General features: G+C 73.1%; 17 protein-coding genes. 6 read left to right on the top strand and 11 right to left on the bottom strand.

The genetic code is table 11. The annotated features are described in order from the left end of the window. Positions 1 to 27 precede the first annotated feature (27 nt). Genes ABZ810_RS33400 through ABZ810_RS33415 form a run of 4 tightly spaced genes read left to right on the top strand, consistent with a single transcriptional unit; the run spans position 28 to position 3,572 of the window. Positions 28 to 1,413 carry an MFS transporter gene (locus ABZ810_RS33400; RefSeq protein WP_358410083.1) on the top strand — a complete coding sequence of 462 codons (1,386 nt, stop codon included), beginning with the start codon at positions 28 to 30 and terminating at the stop codon, positions 1,411 to 1,413. Further along, positions 1,410 to 2,246 (top strand): N-acyl homoserine lactonase family protein, encoded by an 837-nt coding sequence (locus tag ABZ810_RS33405; protein WP_358410085.1) that lies wholly within the window; start codon positions 1,410 to 1,412, stop codon positions 2,244 to 2,246. Before ABZ810_RS33400 ends, ABZ810_RS33405 begins: the two co-directional genes overlap by 4 nt. 25 nt (positions 2,247 to 2,271) lie before the next feature. Next, positions 2,272 to 2,721, top strand: coding sequence for a type II 3-dehydroquinate dehydratase (gene aroQ, locus ABZ810_RS33410; RefSeq protein WP_358410087.1), 450 nt, complete (start codon positions 2,272 to 2,274; stop codon positions 2,719 to 2,721). Further along, positions 2,718 to 3,572, top strand: a complete 855-nt coding sequence (locus ABZ810_RS33415; RefSeq protein WP_358410089.1) for a shikimate dehydrogenase — start codon at positions 2,718 to 2,720, stop codon at positions 3,570 to 3,572. Before aroQ ends, ABZ810_RS33415 begins: the two co-directional genes overlap by 4 nt. On the opposite strand, the gene ABZ810_RS33420 is transcribed toward ABZ810_RS33415, so the two are convergent. Continuing rightward, entirely contained in the window at positions 3,569 to 4,123 is a 555-nt protein-coding gene (locus ABZ810_RS33420; protein ID WP_358410090.1) for a CBS domain-containing protein, read from the bottom strand. The two genes, ABZ810_RS33415 and ABZ810_RS33420, sit on opposite strands and share 4 nt — an antisense overlap. Positions 4,124 to 4,301: 178 nt before the next feature. Here ABZ810_RS33420 and ABZ810_RS33425 point away from each other — a divergent pair, with 178 nt between their 5' ends. Further along, on the top strand, positions 4,302 to 5,297 hold the full coding sequence (locus ABZ810_RS33425) for a hypothetical protein (protein WP_358410092.1): 996 nt from the start codon (positions 4,302 to 4,304) through the stop codon (positions 5,295 to 5,297). A 40-nt stretch (positions 5,298 to 5,337) separates the two neighbouring features. On the opposite strand, the gene ABZ810_RS33430 is transcribed toward ABZ810_RS33425, so the two are convergent. Then, on the bottom strand, positions 5,338 to 6,018 hold the full coding sequence (locus ABZ810_RS33430; protein ID WP_358410093.1) for a response regulator transcription factor: 681 nt from the start codon (positions 6,016 to 6,018) through the stop codon (positions 5,338 to 5,340). A gap of 243 nt (positions 6,019 to 6,261) precedes the next feature. Between ABZ810_RS33430 and ABZ810_RS33435 the strand changes: the two genes are divergently transcribed. Continuing rightward, the gene (locus tag ABZ810_RS33435; protein WP_358410095.1) at positions 6,262 to 6,831 is read left to right on the top strand and encodes a hypothetical protein; all 570 of its coding nucleotides are present in this window, start codon (positions 6,262 to 6,264) and stop codon (positions 6,829 to 6,831) included. Positions 6,832 to 6,933: 102 nt separating this feature from the next. On the opposite strand, the gene ABZ810_RS33440 is transcribed toward ABZ810_RS33435, so the two are convergent. The 9 genes from ABZ810_RS33440 to ABZ810_RS33480 all read right to left on the bottom strand — a co-directional run bounded on the left by ABZ810_RS33440 (position 6,934) and on the right by ABZ810_RS33480 (position 15,393). Beyond that, complete coding sequence (locus tag ABZ810_RS33440) at positions 6,934 to 7,677, bottom strand: arylmalonate decarboxylase (protein WP_358410097.1); 744 nt, start codon at positions 7,675 to 7,677, stop codon at positions 6,934 to 6,936. Then, positions 7,674 to 8,303 carry a hypothetical protein gene (locus ABZ810_RS33445; protein ID WP_358410098.1) on the bottom strand — a complete coding sequence of 210 codons (630 nt, stop codon included), beginning with the start codon at positions 8,301 to 8,303 and terminating at the stop codon, positions 7,674 to 7,676. Before ABZ810_RS33445 ends, ABZ810_RS33440 begins: the two co-directional genes overlap by 4 nt. Further along, the gene (locus ABZ810_RS33450; protein ID WP_358410100.1) at positions 8,300 to 9,091 is read right to left on the bottom strand and encodes an SDR family oxidoreductase; all 792 of its coding nucleotides are present in this window, start codon (positions 9,089 to 9,091) and stop codon (positions 8,300 to 8,302) included. The genes ABZ810_RS33445 and ABZ810_RS33450 overlap by 4 nt, the downstream gene beginning before the upstream one ends. Further along, entirely contained in the window at positions 9,088 to 10,038 is a 951-nt protein-coding gene (locus ABZ810_RS33455; protein WP_358410102.1) for a hypothetical protein, read from the bottom strand. The genes ABZ810_RS33450 and ABZ810_RS33455 overlap by 4 nt, the downstream gene beginning before the upstream one ends. Next, positions 10,031 to 10,750 carry a hypothetical protein gene (locus ABZ810_RS33460; RefSeq protein ID WP_358410103.1) on the bottom strand — a complete coding sequence of 240 codons (720 nt, stop codon included), beginning with the start codon at positions 10,748 to 10,750 and terminating at the stop codon, positions 10,031 to 10,033. The genes ABZ810_RS33455 and ABZ810_RS33460 overlap by 8 nt, the downstream gene beginning before the upstream one ends. Further along, on the bottom strand, positions 10,747 to 11,889 hold the full coding sequence (locus tag ABZ810_RS33465; protein ID WP_358410104.1) for an aromatic ring-hydroxylating dioxygenase subunit alpha: 1,143 nt from the start codon (positions 11,887 to 11,889) through the stop codon (positions 10,747 to 10,749). Before ABZ810_RS33465 ends, ABZ810_RS33460 begins: the two co-directional genes overlap by 4 nt. A 15-nt stretch (positions 11,890 to 11,904) precedes the next feature. Then, positions 11,905 to 12,846, bottom strand: a complete 942-nt coding sequence (locus ABZ810_RS33470) for a dienelactone hydrolase family protein (protein ID WP_358410105.1) — start codon at positions 12,844 to 12,846, stop codon at positions 11,905 to 11,907. Continuing rightward, a complete protein-coding gene (locus ABZ810_RS33475; RefSeq protein ID WP_358410107.1) occupies positions 12,843 to 13,658 on the bottom strand; it encodes an oxidoreductase in 816 nt (271 codons plus the stop codon). The genes ABZ810_RS33470 and ABZ810_RS33475 overlap by 4 nt, the downstream gene beginning before the upstream one ends. A gap of 79 nt (positions 13,659 to 13,737) precedes the next feature. After that, positions 13,738 to 15,393, bottom strand: a complete 1,656-nt coding sequence (locus ABZ810_RS33480; protein WP_358410109.1) for a nitrilase-related carbon-nitrogen hydrolase — start codon at positions 15,391 to 15,393, stop codon at positions 13,738 to 13,740. Between the last annotated feature and the right edge of the window lie 78 nt (positions 15,394 to 15,471).

Below are 15,471 nucleotides of genomic sequence, written 5' to 3' on the forward strand. Positions count from 1 at the left end.
CCGCACCGCGACCGAGGAGACCCCCGCATGACCGACCACCCCGACGCCCCGCCGCCGGCCGGCCAGGCGCTCTCACCCCACCAGGGCCAGCCCCGCAAGGCCGCCCTCGCCGCCTGGATCGGCAGCGCCCTGGAGTACTACGACTTCTTCATCTACGGGACCGCCGCGGCCCTGGTGTTCGGGAAGGTCTTCTTCCCCGACTCCGAGCCCGCCGCGGGCACGCTGCTGGCGCTGGCGACCTTCGGCGTCGGCTACCTCGCCCGCCCGGTGGGGGCGTTCGTCCTCGGCCACGTCGGCGACCGCTTCGGCCGCAAGAAGGTCCTCGTCTTCACCGTCTCCCTGATGGGCGTCGCGACCTTCCTGGTCGGCTGTCTCCCAACATATTCGCAGGTCGGAGTGCTCGCACCGGTGCTCCTGGTCACGCTGCGGCTGATGCAGGGCCTGTCGGCGGGCGGCGAGCAGGCCGGCGCCAACTCCATGACGCTGGAGCACGCCCCCTCGCACCGCCGCGCGTACTACACCAGCTTCACCCTCAACGGGACCCAGGCCGGCCAGATCCTGGCCACCGCGATCTTCCTGCCGATCGCCGCCATGCCCGAGGACCAGCTCCTGTCGTGGGGCTGGCGCGTGCCGTTCTGGCTCAGCGCGCTGGTCATGATCGCCGCGTACGTCATCCGGAACCGGCTGGCCGAGACGCCGGTGTTCGAGGAGCAGGCGGCGCAGGGCGAGGTCGCCGAGATGCCGCTGGCCGTGCTGTTCCGCGACCACTGGCGGGACGTGCTGCGCGTGATGGTCGCGGCCGTGATCGCCTCGGTGAGCACGATCTTCACCGTCTACGCCCTCTCGTACGCCGTCAACACCATCGAGCTCAGCAAGACGCCGATGTTGTGGGTGGGCGTGCTCGCCAACCTGGCCGCGCTCGCCGCGATCCCGTTCTGGGGCAACATGGCCGACCGGGTCGGGCGCAAGCCGATCTTCATCGGCGGCTCGCTGGGCTGCGCCGTGCTGATGTTCGGCTACCTGTGGTCGATCTCGATCGGCAACTGGGGCCTGATCTTCTTCTTCGGCATCGTGATGTTCGGCCTCGTGCACAGCGCCACCAGCGGTGTGTGGCCGGCCTTCTACGGCGAGATGTTCAGCGCCCGCGTCCGCCTGTCGGGCACGGCCATCGGCACCCAGATCGGCTTCGCGATCGCCGGCTTCGCGCCGACCATCGCGGGGGCTATCGCCGGTTCCGGCAAGGACGCGTGGTTCGGGGTCGCGGTCGTCACCGCCGTCCTGTGCCTGGTGAACGTCGCCGCCGTGGCGACCGGCCGGGAGACCGCCCACGTCCCGACCGAGGAACTGGGCATGAAGCCCGGCGACCGGGTCCCGGCCGGGATGGCGCGCGAGAGCGTCCCGGGACGGTCATGAGCGACGGGTCACCGGACGTGCACGGGTCACCGGACGTGCACCGGTCACCGGACGTGCACCGGGTGTACGCGATCTGCTACGGCCACCGCGACGCCCGGCGCGGCCAGCACTTCCACGGCTACGACGAACGCTGGGACGAGCCCCACCCGACGGCGTACTACGTCTGGCTCGCGGTGTCCGACCGGCACACCGTCGTGATCGACACCGGCATCTCCCCGGACCGGGCGGGCGAGCTCCCGTACCTGGACTACCTGGCCTCCCCGGTGGAGACGCTCGCCGCGATGGGCGTGGCCGCCGGATCGGTCGACCACGTGGTGCTGACCCACCTGCACTACGACCACACCGGCACGGCCGAAGCCTTCGGCGCCGCGCGCTACGTCGTCCAGCGCTCGGAGCTGGACTACTGGACCGGCCCCTGGGCCGAGCGCATCGAACGTGAACGCTGGCTGGTCAGCGACCGCGACATGAAGCACCTGCTCGGCGCCCGGGACGCCGGGCGGGTGCGGCTCGTCGACGGCGACGCCGAGATCGTGCCGGGGCTCAGCGTCCACCACGTCGGCGGCCACACCGCGGGCATGCAGGTGGTCCGGGTCAGGACCGCCCGCGGCCACGTCGTGCTGGCCTCCGACGCGAGCCACTTCTACGAGAACGTCGAGGAGGACCGCCCGTTCGCGATCCTGCACAGCATGACCGGCATGTACGGCGCGTTCGACCGGATCAAGGAGCTCGCCGGCGGGCCCGCCCTGGTCGTGGCCGGGCACGACCCCGAGGTCCTGCGCCGTTTCCCGCGCCTGCCCGGCCCGCTCGGCGACCGCGTCGTGGCGGTCGCCTGACCCCGTGACACCCGACAGGAGATCGATGCAGCCGTCCGTCCTGGTCCTCAACGGACCCAACCTCAACCTGCTCGGCGAGCGCGAGCCGAGCCTGTACGGCACCACCTCGCTGGCCGAGGTGGAGGCCCGGTGCCGCACCGTCGGCGCCGAGCACCGGCTGCACGTCGACGTCCGGCAGAGCAACCACGAAGGGGTCCTGATCGACGCCGTGCACGAGGCGCGGGAGACCGCGGCCGGGATCGTGATCAACGCAGGCGGCTACAGCCACACCTCGGTGGCGTTGCGCGACGCGCTGGCCGCCGCCGGGATCCCGGTGGTGGAGGTGCACCTGACCAACATCCACCGCCGCGAGGCGTTCCGCGCCTCCTCCCACGTCGCCGCGGTCGCCGACGCCGTCATCTGCGGCGCCGGCGCGCACGGCTACGAGCTGGCCCTGCACCACCTGGCCCGGCTGATCGGCAAGGAGCGCGCGTGACCGGCCATCTCATCGGGCTGATCGGCTCGACCATCACCACCTCGCTCAGCCCGGCGCTGCACCACCGCGAGGCCGACCACCACGGCCTGCGCTACCTCTACCGGACGATCGACATCGACGAGCTGGGGCTGCCCCCGGAGGCCGCGGGGGACCTGGTCCGCTCGGCCCGGCGGCTGGGCTTCACCGGCCTCAACATCACCCATCCGTGCAAGCAGACCGTCATCGAGCACCTGGACGAGCTCTCGCCCGACGCCGCCCGGCTCGGCGCGGTCAACACGGTGACGTTCGACGGCGACCGCGCCATCGGCCACAACACCGACTGGACGGGGTTCGCCGAGTCGTTCGCCCGCGGCCTGCCGGACGCCCGGACACGGAGGGTCGTCCAGACCGGGGCGGGCGGCGCCGGCGCCGCCGTCGCCCACGCGCTCCTCACCCTCGGCGCCGACGAGGTCACCGTGGTCGACGTCCGGCCGTCCCGGGCCCAGGCGCTGGCCGCCGAGCTGGAGGCGCGGTTCGGTCCCGGCCGGGCGAGGGCGGGTGCCGTCGCCGACCTCAAGGAGCTGCTCGCGGCGGCGGACGGGCTGGTGAACGCCACCCCGATCGGGATGGTCGCCCACCCGGGCATGCCCGTGCCGGACGCGCTGCTGCACCCGGAATTGTGGGTGGCCGACGTCATTTACCGGCCCATGCGGACCGAGCTCCTCGCCCACGCCGCGAGCCTGGGCTGCCGCACCCTGGACGGCGGCGGCATGGTGGTCTTCCAGGCCGCGCACGCCTTCCGGCTCTTCACCGGCATCGCGCCCGACCCCGAACGCATGCTCGCGCACCTGCTCGACCTCGTCACGCCCTAGTCCGGGGACATGCGGCTGCGGCTCGGGTGCGGCATCGTGCCGGGGCCGGGGCCGGGCTCGGGTTCGTGCACGGGCCGGGGGAGGACCGGCTCGATCCGGTAGAGGGACGGCATGCCGGGCCGCGGGCGGGGCTCGCGGGGCGGGCCCCCGGCGAGCGCGTGGATCAGGTCGTGCGCGGTGAGCAGGCCGATCAGGGCCTCGCGCTCGTCCATGACCCCGACGTAGTCGGTGGCGGCGCTGAGCATGGCGCGGGCCGCGGCGGGGACGGGGTCGTCCGGCCGGACCGCCAGGATCGGCGTGCCCGGCAGGATCTCGCGGACGGGCCGGCGCGCCCGGCCGGGGCCTGACGCCTCCCACGTCGTGGCCAGGCCGCGGGCGTCGATCACCCCCATGAAGTGGCCCTTGTCGTTGACGACGGGCAGATGGTGGACGTGGGCCTGGCACATGAGCTCCCACGCCATGAGCACCGAGTCGTCGGGCGTGATGGTGAGCAGGTCGGTGGTCATGACCTGGGCCACCGTGCGGTCCTCCAGGGGACTGCGTACGGCCATTGTCGACCTCCTGAGATCGGCGGCGGTTCCAGTCTCGGCCGGTGCGGCCCCGGGCGGTCAGGGGCCTTGGTGCCGCGCTCGCGGCCGGAGGTCCCGGCGAGCGGGGACCTTCGGCACTGAACCGGCGCCGTCCCGCGTTGGTGGACTGGTGATCCGGCCCGCGACGAGGGAGAACACCATGGACGCCAAGCTCGCCGAGGACGCGCGCGCCGCGGTGGACGCGGCCACCTGGGCACCGTCGGTGCACAACACCCAGCCGTGGCTGTTCGGCCGGCGGGGCGCCCGGATCAGCCTGCGGGCCGATGCCGACCGGCGGCTGACCGTGGCCGACCCCGACGGCCGGGAGGCGCAGATCAGCTGCGGCGCCGCGCTGTTCACGCTGCGGGTGGCCGCCCGGGAGCTGGGCTACGAGCCGCGGGTGGATCTGCTGCCCGACCCGGACCGGCCGAACCTGCTCGCCGACGTCCATCTGGAGGGACGGGCGGGCGCCACCGACGACAACCGGCGGCTGTACGGCGAGATCCGGCGGCGGCGCACCCACCGGGGCGCCTTCAAGCCCGATCCGGTGCCCGAGGGGCTGCTGGCGTTGCTGCGGCAGGAGGCACAGCGCGAGGGCGCCGCCCTGCGGGTGATCGTGGACGCGCACACCCAGGGGGCGATCGCCGCGCTGACCGTCGCGGCCGAGCACCTCCACCGGCTCACCCCGGCCTACGCGGGCGAACTGGCGCGCTGGGCGCCCGCCCCGGGCAACCCGCGCCGCGAGGGCGTGCACGAGGCGGCCTATCCGAAGGAGGAGCCCCGGACCGAGCCGCACTTCGCCGGGCGCACCTTCGGGCGCGGGCACGGCTGGGGCGCCGAGACGGCCGCCGGCGACCGGCCGGAGGAGCCCGCCGCCGGGGTGGCCTGCGTCCTCACCACCAAGGGGGACGGGCCCGCGGACCGGCTCAAGGCGGGACAGGCGATGCAGCGCGTGCTGCTGCGGGCGGCGGCCGAGGGCGAGGTGTCGGCGGCGTTCCACACGCAGGCCCTGGAGGTCCCCGAGCTCAGGGCGTTCATCGGGGCCCGGTTCTGCGCCGGCGACCACCCTCAGATCATCCTGCGGCTGGGCGTCGCCGCCGGTGGGTTCACCACCGTCCGGCGGCCGGTCGGCGAGGTCCTCACCGAGGAGGCGTAACCGTCCGCGGGGTTGCGCGCCCGCGGGGAGCGCGGCGCCGTCAGCCGGAGTGGGGAGGCGTTGCCTTCAACCGGCTCACGAAGGCCGCCGCCTGGGTGCGGCGGCTCATGCCGAGCTTGGCGAACAGGCTCGACACGTAGTTCTTGACGGTCTTCTCCGCCAGGAACATGCGCTCGCCGATCTGCCGGTTGGTCAGGCCCTCGCCGATCAGGTCCAGGATCTGGCGTTCCTGGTCGGACAGCGCGGCCAGCGGGTCGGCGTGGCGCTCCTGGCGTTCGCGCAGCCGGGCCAGCATCCGGGTGGTGCTGGCGGGGTCGAGCAAGGACTGCCCGGACGCGACCGTGCGGACGGCGCCGACCAGGTCGGAGCCGTGGATCTGCTTGAGGACGTAGCCCGCCGCCCCCGCCATCACCGACTCGAAGAGCGCGTCCTCGTCGTCGAACGAGGTCAGCATGAGGCACGCCACCTCGGGCATCCGGGACCGGATCTCGCGGCTGATGGAGATGCCGTCGCCGTCGGGGAGGCGCACGTCGAGGACGGCGACGTCGGGGCGCGCCGCCGGGATGCGGGCCAGGGCCTGCGCGACCGTCCCGGCCTCCCCGACCACCTCGATGTCGCCTTCGGCGGAGAGCAGCGCGGCCACGCCCCGCCTGACCACCTCGTGGTCGTCGGTGAGGAACACCCGGATGGGGCGGTTCCGTTCGGTGTCCGAGGTCGTCATCGTGGTCTCCCTGTCTCGGTGCGATCAACGTTAGTACCCGACAAATCGGACCTGAAGGGACCAAGGTCCCGGGCGATCCGAAGGGCGGCGGAGGCGGGCCGCCACCCGCCGCGAACGTCCCCGATGCCAGGACCTAAGTCCTTGATCACTCGCGACCAACGTTCCTACCGGCCGGCACCCGGCGGAGAGATCGTAGAGATACCGGGCCACCGAGGCCCGGGACCGGAGAAGAGGTGGAACGTCATGAGTGTTGCGGAGCGTCCCGTCGACAAGCGGCACCGGACCTTGCCGCGACCCCATCTGACCGCCCCCGCCCCGCTGACCGAGTCGGCGGCCGCACGCTACGTCTGGGCGATCACGCGGTTGTCGCTCGCCTGGGTGTTCGTGTGGGCCTTCCTGGACAAGACCTTCGGGCTCGGGCACGAGACCGCCAGGGCGCAGGCCTGGATCGAGGGCGGCAGCCCGACCGCCGGGTTCCTCAAGAACGCGCCGGCGGGCCCGTTCGAGGGGATCTACAAGGACCTGGCCGGCATGGCCTGGGCGGACTGGCTGTTCATGATCGGACTGGCGGGCGTCGGCCTCGCGCTCCTGCTGGGCATCGGCATGCGGATCGCCGCCGCCGGCGGCGCCCTCCTGCTGGTGATGATGTGGACCGCGGTGCTGCCCCCCGAGAACAACCCGTTCATGGACGACCACCTGATCTACGCCCTCGTGATCATCGGCCTGGCCCTGGTCAGCGCCGGGAACACCCTGGGGCTCGGCCGCTGGTGGGGCGAGACCGCGCTGGTCAAGCGCCTCCCGTTCCTCAAGTAGCCGGATCGGGCCGCCGGAGGCGGCGGAGCGTCATCAGGGCCGGAGCCCCCGCTCCGGCCCTTCGCCGTGCCCGGCGGCGGGCGGGCCCGGTCGTCTCCGGGCTCAGAACTCGCGCAGGAGGCGGCCGGCGCCGTGGACCTTGTCGGTGATGCCGTTGTCCCGCAGGGCCATCCACCAGGTGGCGGCGTTGATCGCGATGACGGGCAGGCCGAGCCAGCGCTCGGCCTCGTCGGCGAGCCGGACCATGGAGAGGTTGGTGCCGCACTGGACGAGGGCGTCCACGTCCTCGGCGGCGAGCTCGCGCAGGCCGTCGCGCAGCTCGTCCTCGGTCACGTGCGCGATCGAGACCGCGGTGGGGCACTTCAGGCCGATCACCTTGACGACCTCGAAGCCGAGCTCGCCGAAGAACGTGCGGACGTTCGCGTCGCCGACCGGCTGGTAGGGGGTGATCACGCCGATCCGGCGGGCGCCGACGAGGTTCAGGGCCCGTTCGCAGGCCTCGGCCCCGGTGGCGACCTCCAGGCCGGTCAGGTCGTGGATCTGCTTGACGAACGCGCGGTTGCCCTCGACGCCGCCCCAGAACGTCTCCGCGGACATGCCCATGACCATGTAGTCGGGCTCGCAGGTCATGACCCGTTCGCAGGCCGCGCCGATCTCGTCGCGGATCTGCTCGAGCAGCCGCTCCATGCCGGCGTCGCCCGCCATGTTCTGGTCGCGGATGTGGATGCGGGAGAAGTGGGCGGTGACGCCCGGCACGGTCATGGCGTAGAAGTCCGGCTCGACGATCGTGTTGGTCGAGGGCGCGATGACCCCGAACTTGCGGCGCCATCCGAGTGCGTCGGTCATGCTCTCACCGGTTCCTTGGTGCGGGAGGCCAGGCGCCACGCCCCGTAGGCGAAGGCGGCCTGCGTCAGGGTGTTGCAGCCCTGCTCGATCCACTGCAGCGCGACGGTCTGGTCGGGCCGGGCGGCCAGCGGGCCCAGCACGTACTGCCCGGCGAGCCAGACGCCGAAGAGCGCCGCCGCGGTCGTGTCGCCGTCGGCGCGGGCGAGCAGCGCCAGCCGTACGGCGATGACGCTGACCAGCACGATGGTGAGCACCATCGCGGGCCAGGTGTCCCGGAGCAGGGCGGAGCAGACCAGGCCGAGCACGGGGACCGCGGCGAGCGCGTAGGCGACGCCGCGGCTCTCGGGCAGGAGCGCCCGCGCCAGCAGGGTGAACCCGATCATCAGCAGCGGGAACAGGGCCTGGTTGAGCCACTGGAGGTCGGGGCCGTCGAGCGCCACGATGAGCTTCCAGGTGGCCTTGGACAGCCCGCCGGCGCCGGCGAAGGCCGCGGCGAGGGCGGTGAGGCGCCCGGCCTGCTCGCCCCGCCGCCCGGACACGTACGGGACGAGCAGGGCGATGCCGACCGTGGTCAGCACGACCGGTACGAAGTCCTCGGCGGCGAGCGCGACGGGATAGTCGGTCATGCCGCGTCCCCCGGGTCCCCGAAGAGGTCGCGCTTGCGGAACGAGGCGGTGGCGAAGCGGGCCGCGATCTTGCGCCGGGTGAGCCAGGCGACGCGCCCGCCGTTCCGCGTCCCCGCGAGGACGCGGTCGGCGAGCCACGGGGTCACGGTCTCGACCCGGTCCGCCAGGATGTTGAAGATCTTCTTGGCCTTCTCCAGCTCGGCCGGGTCGTAGTCCTGGATGAGCAGGTCGGTGACGACCATGCCGGGGGAGAGGCGCGCCGCCTTGACCGGGCCGTCCGCGAGCTCCTTGGCCAGCGCGTCGGTGAGGTAGGCGGCGGCGCGCTTGGTCGCGCCGTAGGGGGCCAGGCCCGCGACCCGCCGCCCGTCGCTGCCGAGGCCGTCCATGTTCCAGAGCGTGCCGCCGCCCTGGGCGCGCATCCCGGCGCACGCCACCGCGCTGCCGTGCATGACGCCGAGGAGGTTGGTGCCGACGACCGTGCCGAGCTGGTCGGCCGGCACGTCCCAGACCGGCCCGCGGGAGGTGGAGACGCCCGCGTTGTTGATCCAGTGGTCGACGCGGCCGAACGCGCCGGCGGCGGCGTCCCACAGGGCCTGCACCTGGTCGCGGTCGGTCACGTCGCAGGTGACGCCGAGGAGGCGGTCCGGCTCGTTCAGCTCTTTCAGCGCCCGGTCCACGGCCTCGGGCGTGCGCCCGCAGAACACGACCTGGCAGTCGCGGGCGAGCAGTTCGCGGACGAGCCCGTGGCCGATGCCGCGGGTGCCCCCGGTGACGACGACGGTGGTCATGCCGCCTCCCAGTTCAGGACGCCGTGCAGGACGGAGTGCAGCACGGCGCCGTCGAAGATCTCGTACACGACGGTCAGCGTCCGGCCCGCGCTCATGCCGGGTGCGGCGTCGACGACGAATTCGCGGCCCTTGATCTTCCACGCGCCGGGAAGGTGCAGGCTCAGGTAGTTCGCCCGGCCGTAGGCCTGGGCGTTGCCCCAGGCGTCCGGGCCCTCGGAGAACGAGCGGAAGCCGTCGCGCCGCCAGTCCACGGTGAACCGCCGGTCGGCGGCGCCCTCCCACGTGACGTCCAGCCGGTTGCGCAGCAGGTCCAGCGGCCGCAGGGCGATGGTCACCGTGACCTCGCCGGCGAGCTTCTGGTCGGCACCCCACAACTCGCAGGTGCCGGTGAAGGCGCCGGGCGCCTTGGTCGGCAGGATGAAGGGCGTGGGCCCGTTGCGGGTCTCCTCGCCCAGGAACCCGTCGATGGACGTCCGGGTCTGGGGGTTGGTCTCGTAGTCGGTGCTGCGCCGGTAGACCCCGTTGAAGCAGCCGACCACCGCCCAGCCCTGGTAGAGCACCGACGAGTAGACCTGCGTCTCGCCGTCGGGCAGCACGTGGTTCCAGGTGTTGAGGTCGACCTGCCAGCCGGGACCGTAGTAGTGCGCGTCCACGAAGCCGCCGTAGGGCTGCCCGGTGCCGTGGAAGTCCGGGCCGGTGTAGATCCGGTTCTGGTCGGAGTCGGTGACGCCGAACGCGAACGGCGCCCCCAGCCGGAACCGTCCCGCGAGCGGCCCGCCGCCCTCCAGCCCGCCGTCCATGTAGTACGTGGTGACGCCGTCCTCGAACACCGACGAGCGCCGGATGTCCTCGTACCCGCGCCACGTTCCGTCCGCGTCGAACAACGACGGCCGGCCGTGCCACTCGCCGGCGATCCGGCGCTGCCACTCGCTCGGTTCGTCAGCCACCGCGCACCTCGTCGGCGATCAGCTCGGCGCGGATCCGGTCGGTCTCCTCGTCGCCGAGCAGCCGGGCGACGTTCGCCCACACCGGGTCGACCTCGCGGCTGAACAGCGCGGCGCGGTTGCGGGCGTCCCGCGCGGCCAGGTCGGTGCCGGCGAGGTCGTCGAGCACCTCGCCGGGCAGGCCCTTGTCCAGCAGCGCCCGCCAGTGCCCCAGGTAGGCGTCGGCGAAGCCGCCGACCCGCCGGAACCGCTCCTCGTCGGCGCGGTGCACCAGCATCCAGGGCGACATCATCGCGTACTGGCGCGGCGAGATCGCCGCGCGCGACGCGCCGAACAGCTCGCTCGCCTCCTCGAACACGGGGGTGAGCGGCTGGAACGCGGCGTTGAGGTAGGGGAGGTGCGAGGCGAGCTCGGCCCGCGGGACCAGGTCGAGGTGGAAGGCCAGGTACCCGTTGGCCTCCACCGAGTCGAGGGTGAAGTGCGGCACCGCGGACCCGGCCGGGGTGAACGCGAACACCATGTGGCTGTCCATGCCGATCCGCGGCACCGTGAGGCCGACGTAGACGACCTTGGCCAGGCCCGCCCCGGTGGAGACGGTCATCCGGCCGACCGGGTCGGGCGACATCGGGCTCACGAGGTCCCGCGCGTAGACGGTGCGCAGGTCGTCGGCGAGGGACTCCAGGGTCCGGTCGCAGAGCTCCTTGGGCAGGCTCACGCTCGCTCCTTCTCGACGGCGCCGTTGCCGGCGGGCTCGCCACGGGACTTGTGCAGCCACGCCCGCGCCAGCTCGGGGTCCTCGCGACGGGCGGGGGAGGGGATGACGGTGGCGCGGCGGCGCGGCCCGTCGCCGGTGACCACGTCGTCGTCGCCGACCCACCAGCCGTCGGCCATCAGCTCGCGGCGCCGCCGCCGGTAGGCGACCTGGAGCGCGTCGCTGCGGAGGTGCAGCTCGTCGGACAGGTCGTAGGGCAGCAGTTCCGGGCGCTGGCTCTCGACCACCGGCTTGTCCTGGAGCAGGATCTTCTCGATGCGCTTGAGCGCGTTGCCGTCGGCCCACTTGCCGGTGAAGAAGTTGCGGTAACCGACGATCTTCACCAGGGTGCGGTCCTGGCTGATCGGCACGTTGTGGTCGTAGAGGATCAGGTCGCCGAACGGCAGCCGGACGTGCAGCTTGACGATGTTGGGCAGGTACCAGCCGTTGGTGACCACGACCTGCTCCGGCTTCTCCTTGTAGAGCCGCTTCCACAGGCCCTTGGCGGGCGGCGGGCTGAGCAGGATGTCGGCCTCGGCGTGCCACTCGTCCTGGGTGATCTCGTAGTCGGGGATCTCGGGCTTGTCCGGGTTGCCGAACGAGGTGCCGTGCACGAACGGCGTGTGCGCGGCGTCCACCACGTTCTCGAACGTGCGCTCGTAGTTGGCGTCGAGCTCCATCTCGAAGTAGACCGCCCGGAACGCCGGGTCGTCGTGCTGGGGGAAGTGCGGCAGCGGCGGCCGCTCCTCCTCGGGCAGGTCACCGAGGAACGCCCAGATCAGGCCGTACTCCTCCCGGACGGGGTAGGCGTCGACGCGCGCCTTCCTGGGGATGCCGCGGCCCTCCGGGTTGGCGGGGATCTTCACGCAGCCGCCGTCCGGCCCGTACTGCCAGCCGTGGTAAGGGCAGGCGATCTCCTCGTCGCCCACGAGCCGGCCCATCGACAGCGCGCCGCCGCGGTGCACGCACAGGTCCGACAGGCAGACCACCTCGCCGCTCCGCTTGCGGTAGAGCACGAAGTCCTGCCCGAGGCAGGTGACCTTGCGCGGCGCGCGGGTGACGGCGTGCGCGAACTCCACCGCGTACCAGAAGTTCTTGAGCATGGGCTCCGACTCTCCTTACCTGCGCCGCAGCTCGACGAGCGCGGGATCGGCCTCCGGCGTCACCTCGTCGCCGCGCAGGTGCGCGCGGAGGAAGGAGACGACCAGGTCCGTGTACGCCCGGCGGGCGGCCCCGGGATCGGTCCCGGGGTCGAGATCGAGGAACGCGCGGGCCGCCGTCGGGTCGGCGGGCTCGGCGATCAGGAAGTGGTTGGCGCCGGGCACGACGGCCAGCAGGTCGCCGGCACCGCCGAGCGCCTCGTGGAAGGTGCGGCTCACCGGGTCGTGGCCGGCGCCGCCGTCCTCGCCGTACCGGTCGGAGCTGCCCATGATCACGCCGTCCCGGGTGCCGACGCCGAGGAGCACCGGGCAGTCCGCCTGGGCGGGCAGCACCGTGCCGGCCGGCCAGCCGAGCATCGTGGCGACCATGGTGTGCGTGCCCCAGGCGAAGCAGGCGCGCACGCCGGGGACGAACCGCGCCGACTGCAGGACGACCGTGCCGCCCGCCGAGTGCCCGCCGAGCGCGACGCGGTCCAGGTCGAGCATGCCCTTGAGCAGGTCGACCTCCGTGACCGCCTCCAGCACCGTGGCGATGGCCGGGCAGGTGGGACGGGTGCCGTAGGCGTCCGGCCGCGCCGCGTCCAGGTCGACCCCGGGCGTCAGGCCGACCTGGCCGCCGAACAGCTCGGCCACCCGGTCGAAGGTGACGACGACGAACCCGGCCGCGGCGAGGTCGGCGGCGAACACCCGGTAGGAGTCCTGCCCGACGTTGACGCCCGAGCAGAACACCACCACCGGGAACGGGGCGCCGTCCGGGTCGGGCGGGAGCACACCGGTCAGCCGCTCGGCGTCGGTGCCCGCGGCGCGCGCGGGGTAGTAGATCCTGAGGTGGGCGGTGCCGAACGGCGGCTCGCCGTCCGTCACGGCCGCCCACCAGAGCGACCGGACCGTGGTCGTCATCGCGGCGCCCCGGGCCGCGGCAGCTCGCGGTCGCCGCCCCACAGGCCGCGGACGAGGCGGTCGGTGGTCTCCTGGCCGAAGAACCGCACGCCCATCACGTTGGCGGGGTCGCGTTCGGCGATGTTGCGGCGGATGGCCAGGTCGGACGCGGCGAGCGCGGCCCGCTCGTCCCCGGGCACGGGCTCGGCCTCGTCCACCCAGCCGAGCCACCGGTCGACGTGCTCGTGGGTGAGGCGGCGCACCAGGTCGATGTTCTTCTCGGCGCGCGGGAACGAGTAACACTGGGCGGTGGGGGACAGGCTCGCCCGGATGAAGCCCGCGCGGCTGGTGAACCACTCCAGCTCCGGGTTCTCCTCCTTGACGGCCAGCCAGCCGGCGTTGAGCGGCTCGTAGTAGCGGTCGTAGTAGTCGCCGTCCTGCATCAGGTGAACGCGCGGCACCGAGTCCAGGTAGAACCAGCCCTCCGGCCACACCAGCAGGGCGATGCCGAGGTGCGGCACCTTGACCTGCGGGCCGAGCCACACCGTCAGGTGCAGGTTGGCGAAGCTGGCCTTGGGGTTGCCGAGCCAGGAGTGGACCATCCAGTCGATCTCGGGGCCGGAGTAGGCGGCGAGCCGCCCGCCCGGGCCGTCCGGGTGGTTCCCGTACGACTCCAGCGCCAGCGTGGACGGATCGCGCGCCAGCTCGAAACGGCCGTCGACCTTGGCCTTGAGCTCCGCCAGGAGCTCCTCGAACTGCCGGAAGGTCTCGGTCACGTCGACGACGGGGGACTCGTCCACCATCTGCTCGACGTGCTGCAGGGTCTCCTTCAACAGAACTCCACTCGGTTCGCTAGTGGAAACACCGTTTCCAACCTAGGAACGGCGTCCACGTGTGTCAATGGACGTGCTGTTACGGTGCGGTTTCGCCTGTTTCCGCGAGCGCCGCCACGGCCTTCCAGGGGCGCCCGCCGACCAGGTCGGTGTTCTTCGAGACGTGCCGGTTGCGCGCCTGCGCCGGGTGGACGGTCGCGGCGGTGACCGGGCCGCCGGACGCGGTGACCAGGGGATGGCTGATGCGCCCGGTGAACGGCCCCTCCCACCGGGTCCACAACGTGAAGTCCGCGGGCAGCGCCAGGATCAGCCCCCCGCCCGGCCCCGCCGCGACCACGTTCAGCCGGTTCTCCGCCGAACGTTCGAGCAGGCCCAGCCGGGTCTCCCAGGGTTCGGACGGCGTGAAGGGCACGGCCACGACGTCGGCGTCGGCGATCGCCGCGAGCCGGAACGTCTCCGGGTAGATCGCGTCGTCGCCGACCACGATCGCCAGGCGCCCCCACGGCAGGTCGATCACCTGGATCTCGTCCCCGAGCCCGGTGGCCCAGGCGGCGTGGCGGGCGGTCGCGTGCAGCTGCGGCTGGCGCGCCCGCAGCCCGGCCGCGCCGACCAGCACCCCCACGTGGGACCGCCCGTCCCGGACGCTCGTGACCACGTGCGCGCCGGTGCCGCGGACGGCCGCGCTCAGCTCGGCGGCGACGTTGCCGGGGCCGGCCTCGGTCCCGAAGGAGAGCTCGGGGAGCACCACCAGCTCCGCGCCGCCCCGGGCCGCCTCGCGCACCAGGTCAGCCCGCGCGCGCGGATCCGCGCCGGGCTCCGGGGTCACGACGGCGACGGCCAGCTTCTCGGCGCCCGGCGCGGAGCCCCGCACGCGCGGCGGCTCGGTGATCGGGCGGTAGACCTCGGGGCGCCGGGCGGCGAAGACGTCGGTGCCGTCCGGGCGCGTCTTGGCGTCGGCCAGCTCCGGGTCGATGTCGGCGACCACCACCGCCTCCCCGGTCCGCGGCCCCTTCGCCAGGACGGTGCCGTCCGGCGCCACGATCTGGCTCTCGCCGGCCCCGTGCAGCCACTCCGGCGGCACGCCCAGGCGTTCGCCGATCGAGGGGAGGAGCTCGGCGGGCAGCAGCGGGCCGACCTTGTTGGCGGCCACCACCCACACGCGGTTCTCGGCGGCGCGCACCGGGATGTGCAGGCTCGCCTCGTCGGTGGCGAACGAGTTGAGGCCGTTGAGCAGCACCTGCGCGCCGCGCACCGCCAGATCGCGGCAGACCTCGCTGATCACGCCCTCCATGCAGGCGTACAGGCCGAGCCTGCCGTGCTCGGTCGGCACCACGGGCCCGGTGGCCGTCCCGGGGTCGAGATGATCGCCCTCGGCGCCCATCAGCACGAGCTTGTCGGACTCCGCGACCACCGCGCCGTTGGGGGCGAAGAGCACGTTGGTGCCGGTCGTCCGCCCCCCGTCGCGGGCGAGCGTCACGTTCACCTTGACGTACGCGGCGTGCGTCCGGGCCCTGGCCGCGATCGCGCTCAGGAAGCCGTCCCCGAGCCGGCAGGCGAGCCGGTGCGCCTCCGCCCGGTCGGCGTACCACGACAGGTGGTTGCAGAACTCGGGGAGCACGATCAGCCGCGCGCCCTCGGCCGCCGCGCGGTCGATCATCCGCAGGCACGTGGCGAGGTTGGCCTCGACGTCCCGCCCGACCTCGAACTGGACGGCGGCCACCCGGACCGGACCCATGGAGCCTCCTGGTTCCCCTAGCGAAACGCTGTTTCGCAAACCTACAATCGCGGACTCAGGATGACCAGAGGAAAGGGC

Origin of the sequence: Spirillospora sp. NPDC047279 (assembly GCF_040643285.1) — a bacterium.
Taxonomy (GTDB): Bacteria; Actinomycetota; Actinomycetes; order Streptosporangiales; family Streptosporangiaceae; genus Spirillospora.